Source organism: Mesorhizobium sp. CNPSo 4688 (assembly GCF_057784295.1).
Genome location: NZ_JBWLUY010000001.1, coordinates 317,690 through 334,209, shown reverse-complemented (window position 1 = coordinate 334,209; position 16,520 = coordinate 317,690). Strand labels below are relative to the sequence as shown.

19 protein-coding genes are annotated in these 16,520 nt (G+C 62.7%); 8 read left to right on the top strand and 11 right to left on the bottom strand.

Going from position 1 to position 16,520, the window contains the following annotated elements; all coding sequences use genetic code 11:
- Positions 1 to 49 precede the first annotated feature (49 nt).
- The 5 genes from urtB to AC04SH_RS01735 all read left to right on the top strand — a co-directional run bounded on the left by urtB (position 50) and on the right by AC04SH_RS01735 (position 5,116).
- On the top strand, positions 50 to 1,666 hold the full coding sequence (gene urtB, locus AC04SH_RS01755) for an urea ABC transporter permease subunit UrtB (RefSeq protein WP_488573709.1): 1,617 nt from the start codon (positions 50 to 52) through the stop codon (positions 1,664 to 1,666).
- The gene (gene urtC, locus AC04SH_RS01750; RefSeq protein ID WP_488573708.1) at positions 1,663 to 2,895 is read left to right on the top strand and encodes an urea ABC transporter permease subunit UrtC; all 1,233 of its coding nucleotides are present in this window, start codon (positions 1,663 to 1,665) and stop codon (positions 2,893 to 2,895) included. Before urtB ends, urtC begins: the two co-directional genes overlap by 4 nt.
- Positions 2,896 to 2,899: 4 nt before the next feature.
- Positions 2,900 to 3,646, top strand: a complete 747-nt coding sequence (gene urtD / locus AC04SH_RS01745) for an urea ABC transporter ATP-binding protein UrtD (protein ID WP_192253719.1) — start codon at positions 2,900 to 2,902, stop codon at positions 3,644 to 3,646.
- Between the two features lie 69 nt (positions 3,647 to 3,715).
- A complete protein-coding gene (gene urtE / locus AC04SH_RS01740) occupies positions 3,716 to 4,411 on the top strand; it encodes an urea ABC transporter ATP-binding subunit UrtE (RefSeq protein ID WP_013895283.1) in 696 nt (231 codons plus the stop codon).
- Positions 4,412 to 4,939: 528 nt separating this feature from the next.
- The gene (locus AC04SH_RS01735) at positions 4,940 to 5,116 is read left to right on the top strand and encodes a hypothetical protein (protein ID WP_112561526.1); all 177 of its coding nucleotides are present in this window, start codon (positions 4,940 to 4,942) and stop codon (positions 5,114 to 5,116) included.
- Positions 5,117 to 5,174: 58 nt separating this feature from the next.
- On the opposite strand, the gene AC04SH_RS01730 is transcribed toward AC04SH_RS01735, so the two are convergent.
- From AC04SH_RS01730 to AC04SH_RS01690, 9 genes are all read right to left on the bottom strand, one after another.
- Positions 5,175 to 6,320: a GGDEF domain-containing protein gene (locus tag AC04SH_RS01730; protein ID WP_488573892.1), complete on the bottom strand. Its 1,146-nt coding sequence runs from the start codon at positions 6,318 to 6,320 to the stop codon at positions 5,175 to 5,177.
- Between the two features lie 216 nt (positions 6,321 to 6,536).
- Positions 6,537 to 7,340 (bottom strand): DUF72 domain-containing protein, encoded by an 804-nt coding sequence (locus AC04SH_RS01725; RefSeq protein ID WP_488573707.1) that lies wholly within the window; start codon positions 7,338 to 7,340, stop codon positions 6,537 to 6,539.
- 24 nt (positions 7,341 to 7,364) lie between these two features.
- On the bottom strand, positions 7,365 to 7,835 hold the full coding sequence (locus AC04SH_RS01720) for a GNAT family N-acetyltransferase (protein WP_488573706.1): 471 nt from the start codon (positions 7,833 to 7,835) through the stop codon (positions 7,365 to 7,367).
- A 34-nt stretch (positions 7,836 to 7,869) separates the two neighbouring features.
- The gene (gene uvrA / locus AC04SH_RS01715) at positions 7,870 to 10,791 is read right to left on the bottom strand and encodes an excinuclease ABC subunit UvrA (RefSeq protein WP_488573705.1); all 2,922 of its coding nucleotides are present in this window, start codon (positions 10,789 to 10,791) and stop codon (positions 7,870 to 7,872) included.
- Between the two features lie 736 nt (positions 10,792 to 11,527).
- Positions 11,528 to 11,785: a hypothetical protein gene (locus AC04SH_RS01710; RefSeq protein ID WP_488573704.1), complete on the bottom strand. Its 258-nt coding sequence runs from the start codon at positions 11,783 to 11,785 to the stop codon at positions 11,528 to 11,530.
- Positions 11,786 to 11,895: 110 nt separating this feature from the next.
- Complete coding sequence (locus AC04SH_RS01705; RefSeq protein WP_192253728.1) at positions 11,896 to 12,504, bottom strand: ATP-dependent Clp protease proteolytic subunit; 609 nt, start codon at positions 12,502 to 12,504, stop codon at positions 11,896 to 11,898.
- Positions 12,505 to 12,532: 28 nt separating this feature from the next.
- Positions 12,533 to 13,006 carry an SRPBCC family protein gene (locus AC04SH_RS01700; RefSeq protein ID WP_488573703.1) on the bottom strand — a complete coding sequence of 158 codons (474 nt, stop codon included), beginning with the start codon at positions 13,004 to 13,006 and terminating at the stop codon, positions 12,533 to 12,535.
- A complete protein-coding gene (locus tag AC04SH_RS01695) occupies positions 13,003 to 13,317 on the bottom strand; it encodes an ArsR/SmtB family transcription factor (protein ID WP_488573702.1) in 315 nt (104 codons plus the stop codon). Before AC04SH_RS01695 ends, AC04SH_RS01700 begins: the two co-directional genes overlap by 4 nt.
- Before the next feature lie 44 nt (positions 13,318 to 13,361).
- Positions 13,362 to 13,751, bottom strand: coding sequence for a cupin domain-containing protein (locus tag AC04SH_RS01690; RefSeq protein WP_488573701.1), 390 nt, complete (start codon positions 13,749 to 13,751; stop codon positions 13,362 to 13,364).
- Between the two features lie 209 nt (positions 13,752 to 13,960).
- Between AC04SH_RS01690 and ssb the strand changes: the two genes are divergently transcribed.
- Genes ssb through AC04SH_RS01675 form a run of 3 tightly spaced genes read left to right on the top strand, consistent with a single transcriptional unit; the run spans position 13,961 to position 15,374 of the window.
- Positions 13,961 to 14,485, top strand: a complete 525-nt coding sequence (ssb, locus tag AC04SH_RS01685; RefSeq protein ID WP_112561535.1) for a single-stranded DNA-binding protein — start codon at positions 13,961 to 13,963, stop codon at positions 14,483 to 14,485.
- Between the two features lie 40 nt (positions 14,486 to 14,525).
- Positions 14,526 to 14,921, top strand: a complete 396-nt coding sequence (locus tag AC04SH_RS01680; RefSeq protein ID WP_488573700.1) for a DUF2306 domain-containing protein — start codon at positions 14,526 to 14,528, stop codon at positions 14,919 to 14,921.
- A 27-nt stretch (positions 14,922 to 14,948) separates the two neighbouring features.
- Positions 14,949 to 15,374 (top strand): OsmC family protein, encoded by a 426-nt coding sequence (locus AC04SH_RS01675; RefSeq protein WP_488573699.1) that lies wholly within the window; start codon positions 14,949 to 14,951, stop codon positions 15,372 to 15,374.
- An 18-nt stretch (positions 15,375 to 15,392) separates the two neighbouring features.
- Here AC04SH_RS01675 and AC04SH_RS01670 read toward each other — a convergent pair whose 3' ends face one another.
- Positions 15,393 to 16,022, bottom strand: coding sequence for a MarC family protein (locus AC04SH_RS01670; RefSeq protein WP_023822237.1), 630 nt, complete (start codon positions 16,020 to 16,022; stop codon positions 15,393 to 15,395).
- 105 nt (positions 16,023 to 16,127) lie between these two features.
- On the bottom strand, positions 16,128 to 16,505 hold the full coding sequence (locus AC04SH_RS01665) for a VOC family protein (RefSeq protein WP_488573698.1): 378 nt from the start codon (positions 16,503 to 16,505) through the stop codon (positions 16,128 to 16,130).
- Between the last annotated feature and the right edge of the window lie 15 nt (positions 16,506 to 16,520).

The following is a 16,520-nucleotide window of genomic DNA, read 5'->3' as shown; positions in this document are numbered from 1 at the left end:
CAGTCCGCCCGGACGCCAAATTCCACCTCCCGGAAAAGTATCTGAACGGATGATCCTGTTACGCGCTTTCGGTCTCATGCTGGTGTTGCTGATGGCAAGTCTGTTGCCGTCGAACGCAGCCGAAGCTGATCTGCGCGCCGTCATCGCCAAATTCGCCACCGGCTCAGGGTTTTCGGCGACCGAAGCCGTGGTGCGCGAGCTTGCCGCGACCGGCGATCCCGCAGTCGAACGGCCGCTTGCCGCCCTTGCCGAAGGCAATCTTTACATCCGCAAAGCCGATTCAGCCGTCTTCGTCGGCAATGAGGCCGGCGACAGCGTCACACTGCTCGACCCGCTGAGCGGCGAGAGCGCCGGCGAAGCCGCCAAGGCCGACATCACCAAGATCAAGGTCAACAACACGCTGCGCCGCGTCATCCGCGATGCGCTGGGCACGCTGACGTTGCGTGCGAAAGATCCAGCTGTCCGCATTGCCGCCGCCGACACAATGTTCAAGACGCCCGATGCCACCAACATCGAGCCGCTCGACGCGGCCATCGCCGCCGAGACCGACGCCAAGGTCAAGGCGCTGTTCGAGCAGGCGCGCGCTGCGTCGGTTCTGGTCTCCGACAAGCCCGAGGCCGACAAGCTTGCAGCCATTGCGCTCATCGGCGCGCGCGGCGACCGCGATGCGTTGTCGCTGCTCACGTCGGTCGAGGCCAACGCGCAAGGCGCGGTCAAGGACGCGGCGACGGCGGCAATCGCCAGCATCAATTCGAGCCTGGCGCTGTGGGATGCCGGCCAGAACATCTGGTACGGCATATCGCTCGGCTCGGTGCTGCTGCTGGCCGCCATCGGCCTTGCCATCACCTTCGGCGTCATGGGCGTTATCAACATGGCGCATGGCGAGATGGTCATGCTGGGCGCCTACACCACCTTCGTCGTGCAGCAGGTGATCCGTACTTCATTCCCCGGCCTGTTCGACTGGTCGCTGGTCATTGCGCTGCCGCTCGCCTTCCTGGTCGCCGCTTCCGTCGGCCTGATCATCGAGCGCGGCGTCATCCGCTTTCTCTACGGCCGGCCGCTGGAAACGCTGCTGGCGACCTGGGGCGTCTCGCTGGTCCTGCAGCAGGCGGTGCGTTCGATCTTCGGGCCGACCAACCAGGAGGTCGGCAACCCCTCTTGGATGTCAGGCTCCTTCGATGTCGGCCAACTCGCCATCACCTGGAACCGGTTGTGGATCCTGGTCTTCGCGCTGACTGTCTTCGGTGTGCTGCTCTACGTCATGAAGCGCACGCCCTGGGGCCTGCAGATGCGCGCCGTCACCGCCAACCGACGTATGGCCTCCTCCATGGGCATAAGGACGCCCTGGGTCGACGCGCTGACCTTTGCGCTGGGGTCCGGCATTGCCGGCATCGCCGGTGTCGCGCTCAGCCAGATCGACAATGTCTCGCCCAATCTCGGCCGCGGCTACATCATCGACAGTTTCATGGTCGTCGTCTTTGGCGGCGTCGGCAATCTGTGGGGCACGCTGGTCGGCGCCTTCTCGCTCGGCATCGTCAACAAGGTTTTGGAACCCTATGCCGGCGCCGTGCTCGGCAAGATCGTCGTCCTCGTCCTGATCATCCTGTTCATCCAAAAACGCCCGCGCGGCCTGTTCGCGCTCAAGGGCAGGGCGGTGGAAGCATGATCACTGGACGCTTCTTCGCTGCCGGCGCCGACCGCCGCATCGCCATCACGATTCTCATCCTGCTGGCCGCCGCCATCATCGTGCCGCTGCTCAACCTCGCGGTGTCGCCGACCAGCGCTTTCTACATCCCGCCCTATATCGTGGCGCTGACCGGCAAGTATCTCTGCTACGCGCTGCTTGCCTTGGCGCTCGATCTCGTCTGGGGCTATTGCGGCATCCTCTCGCTCGGCCACGGCGCCTTCTTCGCGCTCGGCGGCTATGCGATGGGCATGTATCTGATGCGCCAGATCGGCTCGCGCGGCGTCTACGGCAACCCGATCCTGCCCGATTTCATGGTGTTCCTGAACTACAAGGAATTGCCCTGGTTCTGGTATGGCTTCGATCATTTCTGGTTCGCCGTCGTCATGGTTCTGGCCGTACCTGGCCTGCTCGCCTTCGTCTTCGGCTGGTTCGCCTTCCGCAGCCGCGTCACCGGCGTCTATCTCTCGATCATCACCCAGGCGATGACCTATGCGCTGCTGCTCGCCTTCTTCCGTAACGATATGGGTTTTGGCGGCAACAACGGCCTGACCGATTTCAAGGACATTCTGGGCTTCAACGTCCAGGCCGACGCCACGCGCTCGGCGCTCTTCGCCGCCAGCGCTGTGATGTTGGCGCTCGCCGTCTTCATCACCTGGGCAATCGTCGGTTCAAAATACGGCAAGCTCTTGATGGCCGTGCGCGATGCCGAAAGCCGCACCCGCTTCCTTGGCTGGCGGGCGGAGAACGTCAAGCTGTTCGCCTTCACCGTCTCGGCTGTCATGGCGGGCATTGCCGGCGCGCTTTACGTGCCGCAGGTCGGCATCATCAATCCCGGCGAATTCGAACCGTCCAACTCGATCGAGGTGGTGATCTGGGCGGCCGTCGGCGGGCGCGGCACCATCGTTGGCCCGATCGTCGGCGCGCTGCTCGTCAATGCCGGCAAATCCTGGTTCACCGGTGTGCTGCCAGAATTTTGGCTGTTTGCTCTGGGCGGCCTGTTCGTCGCCGTAACCCTGTTCCTGCCCAAGGGCATCATCGGCATGTGGGATAGCTGGCGCGGCAACGCCAAGGCGATGCGGGCAGCCGCGATCGCTGAGGAGGCTGGCACCGATCCTGAGGCCCCGCCGCCTGCGAAGATCGTCCGCGCCGCAGCGACAAGGCCGGGCGACTGGTCTACGTCCGGCCCCGAACCGCAGCCGGCGGAGTAGAGCGATGTCGAAGTCCAACACCATCCTTTATCTCGACGGCGTCTCGGTCTCCTTTGACGGTTTCCGCGCCATCAACAATCTGTCGCTTGTGCTCGACAAGGGCGAGATGCGCGCCATCATCGGCCCCAACGGCGCCGGCAAAACGACGATGATGGACATCGTCACCGGCAAGACCCGTCCCGACGAGGGCGAGGTGTTCTTCGACGGCCAGGTCGATCTGACAAGGCACGACGAGGCTGAGATCGCCATGATGGGCATTGGCCGCAAATTCCAGAAGCCGACCGTCTTCGAAAGCCACAGCGTCGAAGACAATCTGATGCTGGCGCTGAAGGGGCCACGCTCGATCTTCCCGGCGCTGTTCCATCGCCGCTCGGCCGCCGAGGCGCGGCAGATCGACGACATTCTCGGTGTCATCCGGCTCGGCGACAAGCGTCACGATCTGGCGGCCAATCTCAGCCACGGCCAGAAACAGTGGCTGGAGATTGGCATGCTGCTCGCACAGGATCCGAAGCTGCTCTTGGTCGACGAGCCGGTCGCCGGCATGACCGATGCCGAGACCGAGGAAACCGCGCGTCTGCTCAAGGACATAGCGCGTGACCATTCGGTCATCGTCGTCGAGCACGACATGCATTTCGTGCGCGAGCTCGGCGTCAAGGTCACCTGCCTGCATGAGGGCTCGGTGCTGTCGGAAGGGACGCTTGATTTCGTCTCGGCCGACGAGCGGGTCGTCGAAGTTTATCTGGGGAGATGAGCATGGTGTGGCGGGTGCAATTCCATCGCTTCGATCTGTCTTTCCTCCGCTTCTGGAAAAGGCGCTGACATGCTCGAAGTTTCCAATGCCACGCTCCATTACGGCGCCGCCCAGGCGCTGCGCGGCGTGTCGCTGAAGGCGGGCGCCGGCAAGATCACTTGCGTGCTCGGCCGCAATGGCGTCGGCAAGACCAGTTTGATGAGATCGATCGTCGGCCACCACCGGCTGACGAGCGGAAGCGTTGCCTTCGAGGGGAAGGCGCTCGACCGGAGCGCGGCGTATGATCGCGCCCGGTCGGGCATCGCATTCGTGCCGCAGGGCAGGGAGATCTTTCCCCTGCTGACGGTGCGCGAGAACCTGGAGTCCGGCTTTGCGCCCTTGAAGCGCGCCGACCGCAATGTGCCTGCGCATGTCTTCGAATTGTTCCCGGTGCTGAAGCAGATGCTGGGCCGCCGTGGCGGCGATCTTTCCGGCGGCCAGCAGCAGCAGCTCGCCATCGGACGGGCGCTGGTGATGCGGCCGAAACTGCTCGTGCTGGACGAGCCAACCGAAGGCATCCAGCCCTCGATCATCAAGGACATCGGCCGCGCCATCCGCTATTTGCGCGACCAGGCCGGCATCGCCGTGCTTCTGGTCGAGCAATATCTCGATTTCTGCCGCGAGCTCGCCGACGAGGTCAACATCATGGACCGCGGGCAGATTGTCCACACCGGCCCGGCCGAAGATCTGGACCGGGCGGACGTCAGGAAGTTTCTGACGGTGTAGCGCAGGTCGAACGACTGCACGGATCGCGACGTTGAAGATTAGCTGAACGCCCATAGCGCTTCGTCATTCTAGGGCGGAGCAAGGAGCGAAGCGACGCGCGCAGACCCTAGAATCCATGCCGTGACATCCGCCGAAGAGGCGCCGCGGTCGAGGATAAATCGCTTCTGCGGCCCATTTGCCCATTTCACGTTCTGGACCGTTAGTAGTGCGCCTTAGGCACGGCATGGATCCTTGGGTCTTCGCTCCGCTTCGCGTTCGCTACGCCCAAGGATGACGAAGTCGCGTTGGTCCGCACCGTTGCGCCTGACTTTCGTCAACGGCGCCATCCTCAACACTGGCACCCGCAATACTGCATGCTAGTCTTTGCCAGGCCTCGGTGAGTCGGCCGCTTCCGTATCAGTCTGTAGAAGATGGAGGGAATGCGCTGGCTCAGCCTGCAAGTTCCACGCAAGCAAGCCACCCTAGCTTTCCCTCGCAGTTCTGATTGTCGGTCAATGCGTCCAGATAATCTTGCCAGGAGAATAGGCTATGGAACGGTTCGTCGAGGACCACCAGAAACGACGGCTGACAGAGCGCGTCGACATCATCACCGCCATCAACATTCTGCGCTCGCAAGGCTACCAGCAGGATGAGCTGATCGGCGAAATCACCAAGGTTTTCTACGTCGATCTCGATACCTACAACGAGATCGTCCTGGCAGCCTGACCGCTCAGGCCGATAATGTGTTGAGATTCAGGTCAGGCCGGCTGAATATCGGCACAGCCTACCCGGCGCGCCGGAAGGCGAGCACCCGGTTGCGGCCGCCGCGCTTGGCGCCGTAGAGCGCCTTGTCGGCGGCGCTGAGCACCTTGTCGAATTTGGTGCCGCCCTCGCTCCCGAAGGCGTAGCCGGCGCTCACCGTGCAGGCCAGCAGGCGGGTCTCGGTGTCGATTCGGCGCGAGGCAAAACTGGCCCGGATACGCTCGGCTATGAATTCCACCTTCTCAGGCAAGATGCGATCGAGGACCAGCGCAAATTCCTCTCCGCCCATGCGCGCGGCGACATCGCCCGGCTGGAGATTGGCGGTCAAATCCTTGGCAAACAGTTTCAGCACCTCGTCGCCGGTGGCATGGCCGAACTCGTCGTTGATGGCCTTGAAGCCATCGAGATCGAACACGATCACGGCGGTGAAGACGCCGACCGGCGTTTTGCCATGCAGGTCGAACAGAGCGCGTCGGTTGAGCAGGCCGGTAAGCGGATCGGTTAGCGCTTCGCGGCGGTGATGCTGCGCCAGGCGCCCTTGGTTGAGCGCCAGCGACAAGGCGCCGATGCCGGTCATGCAGGCGATGACGACGATGAGGCTGAGATCCTCGGCCCAGTTGCTCGGCGCATGGCCAAGCACCAGCCTGCCATCCCAGACCAGCACGCCGGAGCACAGCACGAAGGATATTGCGGTGGCCGTGTAGAGCCCGGCAATGCCGATGATCGGAGCCGGGAATTCGGTGCGTCCCTTCCAGTATTCATAGGCTGTTGCAAACAGGAGCAGCGCGGCGAAGGCATTTTCCAGCATGAAGCCCAGCCCGTCATAGCCAAGCGCCATTGGCGGCAAGGCGATCGCCAGCGAGACACCGGCGCCGATGGCGATGCGCGGCAGCGGCGAGTGGCCCGTCGTGAATTGGTGGGCGGCGCCCAGCATGGTTGAAAAGCCGAGCAGCAGGAAGGTGAAGGCGGCGAGGCCGAGCAGGCGTCCGGGCGTGTCGATATAGGCCTGGTAGGCGAAGACGTCGGCGACGATCAGAAGCACGCTGACCGCCCATGTCAGCAGGAATTTTTCCGAGCGCGCGGTCAGCCAGATGCCGAACAATGTCATGCAGAGGCAAGCGGCGGAAAAACCGACAGCCAGCAGAAGGGAATTGTAGTCGAGCGACATGCCCTCGTCCTTGCCCGCGGCGACCTGGCTCTTGCAACCGGCCGAACCGGATTCATGCAGCAAGGAGGTATCGATAAGGTTACGATGGCGGGGAAGATACCACGTTTCGCTTGATTTAGAGCAATTCTGGGTTGAAACGCACTTCGTCCGGAATGCGTCAAAACGGAGAGTTGGAGCGGTTCGCCATTTTCCGCGATGCGGGCGAACCGCAGCCGCTCAGCTCACCCGTTTCATCAGCGCCATGGCGCCGAACGGCGCGCGCACCTTGCCCTCGGTGATGAAATAGGCAAACACGTCGCGCGGTTTCACCGGCGCGTCGAAAGCCGGGTCGGCGCGCCGCAGATCGGCCGGCTGCTTGCCCTCCGCCCAGGTTTTCACCCGCGCCGCCCATTCGTCCAGGCCCTTCGGTGTGTAGCAGTCCGGATTGTCGTCCGAGCCGGTCTGCAGCCGCACATAAATGAAATCGCCGGTGATGTCGGCAATGTCAGGGTATTTGGCATGGTCAGCATAGACGATAGCCGCCTTGTATTTGCGAGCGAGTGCGACGAATTCCGGCACGATGAAACTGTCGTTGCGTACTTCCAGAGCATGGCGTAGCGCCACTCCGTCCTGCTTTTCCGGCAGCAGTTTCAGAAAGGCCTCGAAATCATCGGCATCGAACTTTTTCGTCGGCGCGAACTGCCACAGGATCGGGCCCAGCTTGTCGCCAAGTGCTGCAACGCCGGAGCTGAGGAAGCGCGTCATGGACTCGCCGGCTTCGCCGAGCACGCGCCGGTTGGTGACGAAGCGGTTGCCCTTCAGCGAATAGACGAAACCATCCGGCGCCTCGCTTGCCCATTTGACGAAGGTCGGCTCCTTGAAGCTGGAATAGTAGGTGCCGTTGACCTCGATGCTCGGCACCTGCCGGCTGGCATAGTGCAGCTGCTTGGCCTTCGACAGTTTGTCCGGATAGAAGGAGGTATCCCAGGGTTCGAAAGTCCAGCCGCCCATGCCTGAGCGGATTGTCCCGGATTTGCTCATGTCGTCCTCCCAATTTCAGAAAGATCAGGCCGTCGTGCTCGCGCCGACCGGCTTGGCCATGTCGACCACCGTCCATCCCGGCCGGTGGGGATTGGCCCGGCGGCCTGTTTCCTGGAAGCCATAGGCCGTGTAGATCGCGATGTTCCGTTCCATGCGCGAATTGGTGTAGAGCCGAACCTCCGGAACGCCCCACAGCCGCGCCTGTTCCTCGGCGAAGTCGAGCAGCGCGGTGCCGAGTTTCTTGCCCTGAAAGGCGGGGGACACCGCGACACTGAAGATCATCGCATGATCGGGGTGCCGCTCGATGACGATCAGCCCGGCGATCTCCGCGCCGCTCTCCAGCAGCCAGACTTCGCCGCGTTCTATGCGGGGCGCGTAATCCTCGGTGACCGGGATCGGCGGCCCGCCGAGCAGTGGCGTGTAGTGCTCATAGGCGGCCTGCGTCAGCGAGACGACTGCGTCGAGATCACCGGCAAGCGCCTGTCGGAATGTCATTAAAAACTCTCCAGGCGATCGAGCGGTCTGTCTGCTATTCCGCCGCTTCGCGCTTGCCCCCAGGGCGCCGTTCCAGCAGCTCCTTGAGGAACTGCCCGGTATAGCTGCGCTTTTCGCGCACGATGGCTTCCGGCGTGCCCTGTGCCACCAGTTCGCCGCCGCCGTCACCGCCTTCGGGGCCGAGGTCGAGCACCCAGTCGGCGGTCTTGATCACCTCGAGATTGTGCTCGATGACCACCACCGTGTTGCCCTGGTCGACCAGTTCGTGCAGCACTTCCAGAAGCTTGGCGACGTCGTGGAAATGCAGGCCGGTGGTTGGCTCGTCGAGGATGTAGAGCGTCTTGCCGGTCGCCTTGCGCGACAATTCCTTGGCGAGTTTTATCCGCTGCGCCTCGCCGCCTGAGAGCGTCGTCGCCTGCTGGCCGATATGGATGTAGCCGAGACCGACCTGCTTCAGCGTGTCGAGCTTGTCGCGCACGCCGGGCACGGCGGCGAAGAAATCGACGCCTTCCTCAACGGTCATGTCGAGCACGTCGGCGATCGATTTGCCCTTGAACACGACATCGAGCGTCTCGCGGTTGTAGCGTTTGCCATGGCAGACATCGCAGGTGACGTAGACGTCGGGCAAAAAGTGCATCTCGATCTTGATGACGCCGTCGCCCTGGCAGGCCTCGCAGCGGCCGCCCTTGACGTTGAACGAGAAGCGCCCCGGCTGATAGCCGCGCGCCTTGGCTTCCGGCAGGCCGGCGAACCAGTCACGGATCGGCGTGAAGGCGCCGGTATAGGTGGCCGGGTTCGAGCGTGGTGTGCGTCCGATCGGCGACTGGTCGATGTCGATGACCTTGTCGAGGAATTCCAGCCCCTCGATGCGGTCATGGTCGGCCGGATGCTCGCGCGAGCCCATGATGCGGCGTGACGCCACCTTGAACAAAGTCTCGATCAGGAAGGTCGACTTGCCGCCGCCCGACACGCCGGTGACGGCGGTGAACGTGCCGAGCGGGATTTCGGCGGTGACGTTCTTCAGATTGTTGCCGCGCGCGCCGACGATCTTCAGCCGGCGGTTCTTCTTGGGCTCGCGCCTGACACCTGGCGTGGCCACTTCCAATTCGCCCGACAGATATTTGCCGGTGATCGAGTTGGGGTTGGCCATCACCTGCTGCGGCGTGCCCTGGGCGATGATCTCGCCGCCATGAATGCCGGCGGCGGGTCCCATGTCGACGACATAGTCGGCATGCAGGATGGCGTCCTCGTCATGCTCGACCACGATCACCGTGTTGCCGATGTCGCGCAGATGCTTCAGCGTGTCGAGCAGGCGGGCATTGTCGCGCTGATGCAGGCCGATCGACGGCTCGTCCAGCACATAGAGCACGCCGGTGAGGCCGGAGCCGATCTGCGAGGCCAGACGAATGCGCTGGCTCTCGCCGCCCGACAGCGTGCCGGAATTGCGCGACAGCGTTAGATAATCGAGACCGACATCGTTGAGGAAGCGCAACCGGTCGCGGATTTCCTTGAGCACCCTGACCGCGATCTCGTTCTGCTTGTCGTTGAGCTGCGCCGGCAGGTCGGTGAACCATTTGTCGGCGTTGCGGATCGACTGCTCGGTGACCTCGCCAATGTGTTTTCCCGCGATCTTCACCGCCAGCGCTTCCGGCTTCAGCCGGTAACCCTTGCAGACCGGGCAGGGCGTTGCCGACATGAAGCGCTCGATCTCCTCGCGCATCCAGGCGGATTCGGTTTCCTTCCAGCGCCGCTCCAGATTGGGAATGACGCCTTCGAACGTCTTGGTCGTTTTGTAGGAGCGCAGGCCGTCATCATACTGGAAGGTGACCTCGCGCTCGCCGGTGCCGCGCAGGACGGCTTCCTTGGCCTCTTCGGTCAGGTCCTTGAATTTGTCGCCGAGTTTGAAGCCGTAGGCCTTGCCCAGCGCTTCCAGCGTCTGGGCGTAATAGGGCGAGGTCGATTTCGCCCACGGGCTGACGGCGCCATCGCGCAGCGAGACGTTTTCGTCCGGCACGATCAGGCTGGCGTCGATGGCGCGCTGGCTGCCGAGACCGTCGCAGGTCGGGCAGGCGCCGAACGGATTGTTGAACGAGAACAGCCTCGGCTCGATCTCCGGAATGGTGAAGCCGGACACCGGGCAGGCGAATTTTTCGGAGAACAGGATGCGCTCATGCGTCTCGTTCTTCGACTTGTTGACCGAGTCCTCCCCGGTCTGGCTGGCATCGAGCGGCCGGTCGGCGAATTCGGCCACCGCCAGCCCTTCGGCGAGCTTCAGCGCCGTTTCGATGGAATCGGCAAGCCGTGTCGCCAGATCGCCGCGCACGACGATGCGGTCTACGACGACGTCGATGTCGTGCTTGTACTTCTTGTCCAGCGCCGGGACATCGGCGATTTCGTAGAAGACGCCGTCGACCTTGACGCGTTGAAAGCCCTTTTTCTGCAGCTCCAGCAGTTCCTTGCGGTACTCGCCCTTGCGGCCGCGCACGATCGGCGCCAGCAGGAACAGGCGTGTTCCTTCCTCGACAGCCAGCACCCGGTCGACCATCTGGCTGACCGTCTGGCTCTCGATCGGCAGGCCGGTGGCCGGCGAATAGGGGATGCCGACGCGCGCAAACAGCAAGCGCATATAGTCGTAGATCTCGGTAACAGTGCCGACCGTCGAGCGCGGGTTCTTCGACGTGGTCTTCTGTTCGATGGAGATGGCAGGTGACAGGCCGTCGATCTGGTCGACATCAGGCTTCTGCATCATTTCGAGGAACTGGCGCGCGTAGGCCGACAGGCTCTCGACATAGCGACGCTGGCCCTCGGCATAGATGGTGTCGAAGGCGAGCGACGATTTGCCGGAGCCCGACAGGCCGGTCATGACGATCAGGCTGTCACGCGGCAGGTCGAGATCGACATTCTTCAGATTGTGTTCGCGTGCACCGCGAATGGAAAGATATTTATGGTCGGCCATCGCCGGTCGCCGCCTCAGATCTGGTATCAGTGGGATCGGCGGGGTTTTCCCGGCCATCCCCTATGTAGGTATTTTTGCCGCCACGTCGAGAGACGCCACACTTCTCGACCAAAACCGTTTAACCGTCTTTCGCGCGAAGGGGCAAGCGGAAAGAACAAAGGCCGAACACGCTCCTGACAAAGCTGTGCAGAAACCTGACAACGGTGTTTCAAGAACTGACCCTGACGTAAGCTCCCAGCGATCACATTTTTCGGTAACCGGCTATTCAAAGGTTGACGCCGCCGACTCAGGGGCGCAGTCTCGGGAGGTCAACGAAGCCGGCCGTCTTTCGATGGCCTCGCCGCCAACAGGTGGCCTGCGAGACGCCGCGGGCTTTTGCGATTTGCGCTTCGGACGACAACAGTAGCAACGGACATAGGAGCGGAGCATGACGCCACCGGATAGTCCCTTGAGGCTCCACATCTCGTTGGAGCCGCGGCGGGCATAAGTGCCAGGGTTTAGCGTTTTCGCCACCCGACAAACCGTGACCTGCCATATCCCATGAAAATCAGAGACTGCTAGTCGGATCGTCGGCTGAATGCCGCGAAGCATCCGAGACAAAAGTCGGTATAACACTACCGGCAAGTTGGATCTGGAATCCAAAAAAAGCCCCGACCGTTTGCGGAAGCAACGGCGGGGCTGCTCTTTTATTCGGCCGGCCGCGAGGGGCGCTCAGTTATGAAATGGAGCCTTAATCCTACCGGCGCGGCGGCTTGATCCCGCCTGTAGCCATATCGACGGTGATGCTGCCGGAAATCCGGACATCGGTATTGCCGATCTTGAATGTTCCGTTCTCGCCGGCGGGCAGCGCGTCGTCCGGCTCGGGCTGCGGCGCCGGCTGGGCGATGCGATAGTCGCTGGTCACGCCGGGCAAGGCGCCTTTCGGCGACTGGGACGTGCTGTCCCCGGCAAGTGCCGCGCTCGCGGTCACGGCGGTGATCGCAATGGCTGTCATCAGTCTGCTCAGGCAGTGGCGCATTGCAGGACTATAGTTTCGCGCTCAATGCGAGACCAGACCGGCGGCGTCGAAATTGACGCGACGCCGGCGCGCGTTCAATCCGGCGATCAGGCCGCCGCCTGCTTGCGGGTGTCGAAGACATGGTCGACGAGGCCCCAATCCTTGGCTTCGCGCGCGGTCATGAAGAAATCGCGGTCGAGCGTGCGTTCGACATCTTCATAGGTGCGGCCGCAATGCTGCGCGTAGAGCTCGGTCATCTGCCGCTTGGTGCGCAAAATGCCTTCGGCGTGGCGCTGGATGTCGGAGGCCTGGCCCTGGAAGCCACCCAGGGGCTGATGCAGCACGATGCTGGCGTTTGGCAGCGCGATGCGCCGGCCGGGCGTTCCCGCCATCAGCAGGAATGAAGCCATCGAGGCGGCAAAGCCCATGCACACGGTCGACACCGGGCAACTGACATATTGCATCGTGTCGTAGATGGCGAAGCCGCTGGTCACCACGCCGCCCGGCGAGTTGATGTAGAGCGAGATCTCCTTGTCGGGATTGTCCGATTCCAGCGACAGAAGCTGGGCGCAGACCAGTGCCGACATGCCGTCATTGATCTCGCCATTGATGAAGATGATGCGCTCGCGCAGCAGCCGCGAGAAAATGTCGAAGGCGCGTTCGCCGCGGCTCGATTGCTCGATCACCATCGGCACCAGATTGGCAAAGCCGCTCATCTCATTGTCTCCGTTTGTTTTCTTGGGCTCAGGCGGCGCGCAGCAACAGGCGTGGCGTATTCGCGGCCATGGGCGGTTTGAGCTTGTAAGCACCGAGCGAAAGCCGGCAACCGGCGCTCGCCATCGCCACCGCGGGCGTGGCCGCCTGCACAAACCCATCATGGACGATGCGCAAATGCGTACCGCCTGAGACGGTGCGGGCGAGCGTGAAGGTGACGATGCTGTCCAACCCATTGGCATCGCCGGTGTCGGACCGCTCGCGCCAGGAATAGCGCAGCAGTCGCCCCGGTTCGGCATCAAGCACTTCGCACTCGATCGGCGCGTCCGGCCCGGCAAAGGCAAAGCGGTTGCCGGTTTCCGGCTTGATGTCATTCGGCATCATCCAGGCGGCCAAAAGCTCCGGCACGGTCAGCGCCCGCCACACCTTTTCCGGTGCGTCCGGGAGGTCACATTCGAAGGCGAGGGCATCTTTGGCGGCCGGAGCCTGCTTTTCATCGGTCATTGGTCCATGTCCTTCAAAACAGCCTTCAGCCTTTCGATGCGTTCCGGCCAGAATGCGCGGTAGCGTTCGATCCAGCCGAGCAGCGGATCGAGCCCTTGCGGCTCGGCGCGATAATAGGCGTTGCGGCCGGCCCGCCTTTCGCTGACCAGACCGGCGCCGCGCAGCACGGCGAGGTGTTGCGACACCGCCGGCTGCGACACACTCATGCCGGTGCGCAGTTCCGATACGCTCATCTCGCCTCCGGCCAGCCGCTCGTAGACGGCGCGGCGCGTCGGGTCGGCCAGGGCGCGAAAAATCTCTGCTTCGACCATGACAAAAGCATAAGTCGATACTTATTGATTTGGCAAGCGGTCTTTTATGGCGCCGCCGGAAGCCAGCGCCTCACCGGCTCGGCGGCCCCTTCGAAAGTCGCCTCGAAGATCGGCGACGCCAGCACGGCCTGGATGTGAAGCGTTTCGGTGCCAACGTTTCTAAACCCATGTTTTCGTTGGGCAGGAATGAGAAGCGATTGTCCGGCAATCAGTGTCAGACGTCCTTCGTCGATCCACATTTCAGCGATCCCGGCGATGACGGTCAGCACTTCCTCGACTGGGTGTTGGTGTGTCGGAGCCCCGACGCCTGGCTGAACCCACTGTTCGAACAGGCAAAGCTGGCTCGCTCGGTTGCCGGCGGAAACTTGCATGCGGGTTTCCACGCCCGCTCGCCATTGCTCTCGCGGCTGGTCCAGATGCGCAATGACTTTCATTCGCCTCCGCCTTTCGATCCCGGCATAGTCGCAATTTCAGACGCATACCCTACCTCTTGCTGACATTCTTGACAGCCGGGGCAGACAAGAATAGAACAAAAAAAGAACAAAAACCTTGTGGGAAAAGCCAGCCGCGGCAAGCGAGGATCGCATGCAGGCTGTAAGGTGAGCGACTTAAAATTTGTTTCGGATGAGCGCGGAGAAGTGTCATGGCGGGTAGCGTCAACAAGGTCATTCTGGTCGGAAACCTCGGCGCGGACCCTGAAATCCGCCGCCTGAATTCGGGTGATCCGGTCGTCAACATCCGCATCGCGACGTCCGAAAGCTGGCGCGACAAGAATTCCGGCGAGCGCAAGGAAAAGACCGAGTGGCACAACGTCGTCATTTTCAATGACCAGATCGCCAAGGTCGCCGAGCAATATCTTAAGAAGGGCATGAAGGTTTACGTCGAAGGCCAGCTGCAGACACGCAAATGGCAGGACCAGACCGGCGCCGACAAATACACGACGGAAGTCGTGCTGCAGAAATTCCGCGGCGAGCTGCAGATGCTCGATTCACGCGGTGAGGGTGGCGGCCAGGTCGGCAATTATGCCGGTGGCGGCGGTGCGAGCCGTGGCTCGGATTTCGGCCAGTCGAGCCCCAATGAAAGCTTCAACCGCGGCGGTGGCGGTGGTTCCAAGGGTGGCGGCGGTGGTGGTTCGTCGCGCGAACTGGACGACGAAATCCCGTTCTGAGTATCAAGGCCACGTGAAGGGCATTTGAGGAGAGGGCGCGATGTCGCTCGGACCGCTTCTATCGGCGCCCCCTCCCATTCCATGGCACGCCTTCGCGGCGCTAGCCGCGCTTGCCTTGGGCGGCGCCCAGTTGGCGCTGCCGAAAGGCACGACGCGCCACCGCGTGATGGGCTATGCCTGGGCGGCGCTGATGCTGGCCATCGCCGCCTCCAGCTTCTGGATCCAGCAGATCCGCCTCATCGGCCCGTTCAGCCTGATCCATATCTTGTCGATCCTGGTGTTGATCACCGTGCCGCTGGCGATCTGGCACGCGCATAGGCATCGCGTAGCCAAACATCGCAGGGTCATGATTTCGCTCTATGTTTTCGCGCTGATCGGCGCCGGCGTGTTCACACTGCTGCCCGGCCGCATCATGCATGCGGTCGTGTTCGGCTAGGGATGTCTTTCCAGGAGGATGATTGCCGTGAAAGCACGGATCAAATGGGTTGAAGAGCGCACTTTCGTCGGCGAGTCCGGCAGCGGCCACAAGGTGGTGCTGGGAACCGCCTCCGGTCCTGAAGGCAAGACGCCGGGCCCGAGCCCGATGGAGCTGGTGCTGATCGGCACCGGCGGCTGCTCGGCCTATGATGTCGTCCACATTCTGGAAAAAGGCCGCGAGGCGATCGAGGATTGCGCCGTCGAACTCGATGCCGACCGAGCCGAAACCGATCCAAAAGTTTTCACCCGCATCCACATGCATTTCACCGTCACGGGCCGCGCGCTCTCGCACGACAAGGTCCAGCGCGCCATCAACCTTTCGATCGAAAAATACTGCTCGGCGTCCGCCATGATGGCCAAGACTGCGGTCATCACCCATGATTTCGAAGTCGTCGACACGGCGGTGAAGTAGGCAGTAGGGACGGCGCGTTCACCCCGCCATCAGCGCCTTGATGCCGTCGGCGACGAACTGCACCGCCAGCGCGGCCAGGATGACGCCGAGCAGGCGGGTCAGGATCGAGCGGCCGGTCTGGCCGAGGATGCGGTCGATACGTTCCGACAGCACGAATACCAGATAGGTGATGGCCAGGCAGACGAAGATGATGCCGACGAGTGCTGCCTGTGCGGTAAAACCCTGAAACGAGCCGGACAGAAGCACAGTTGCCGAAATCGCGCCGGGGCCTGCAATCAGCGGGATCGCCAGCGGGAAGGCGGCGATGTTGTGGATCATGTCCTTGGTGATGGCGACGTCGCCGATCTTCTCCTTGCGGTCCTGGCGGCGCTCGAACACCATTTCGAAGGCGATGAAGAACAACAGGAACCCGCCGGCGACCCGGAAGGCCGGCAGCGTGATGCCGAACACCGACAGGATCGAGGCGCCGGCAACCGCAAACAGCGCCATCACCAGGAAGCCGATGATCGAGGCGCGCACCGAAACCTGCTGACGCTCCTCGCGGTTCATGCCGCGTGTCACCGCCAGGAAGAGGGGCGCGAGACCGGGCGGGTCGATGGTCACTAGAATGGTGACGAAGGCGTTGAACAGGCTGTCGAAACTCGGCATCGCTGACCCCTCCCGCCGGGCCGAGCCCCGCACCACCCTATTGGTAGAGCAAAGCCCGGCCGGTGGGAACCGTCTGAGATCGCGATACCGGAGACGCCGGCGGTGTTAGCCGGCGGCGCTGCAATAGGCCTCCAGACGATAGCCGTCGGGATCGATGACGAAGGCGGCATAATAGTTCTCGCCATAGTCGGCGCGCAGGCCCGGCGCGCCATTGTCGCTGCCGCCTCCGCGCAAGGCGCCGGCGTGAAAGGCGTCGACGCTGGCCCTTGTCGGTGCGACAAAGCTGAAATGCAGGCCGGATTTCTTGTCGGGTTGCACCGGCCGCTCAGCCTGGTTCACCCACAGCGAGGCGGCTTGCGCGCCATAGCCCAGCGAACCTGGCGACTGGCTGAGGCAGGAATAGCCGAGCGGCTTCAGCGCAGCATCGTAGAAGAGCTTCGAAACGTTGGTGTCGCGGACACCGATCGAGACATGGTCAAGCATGTTTTTCACCTTTTT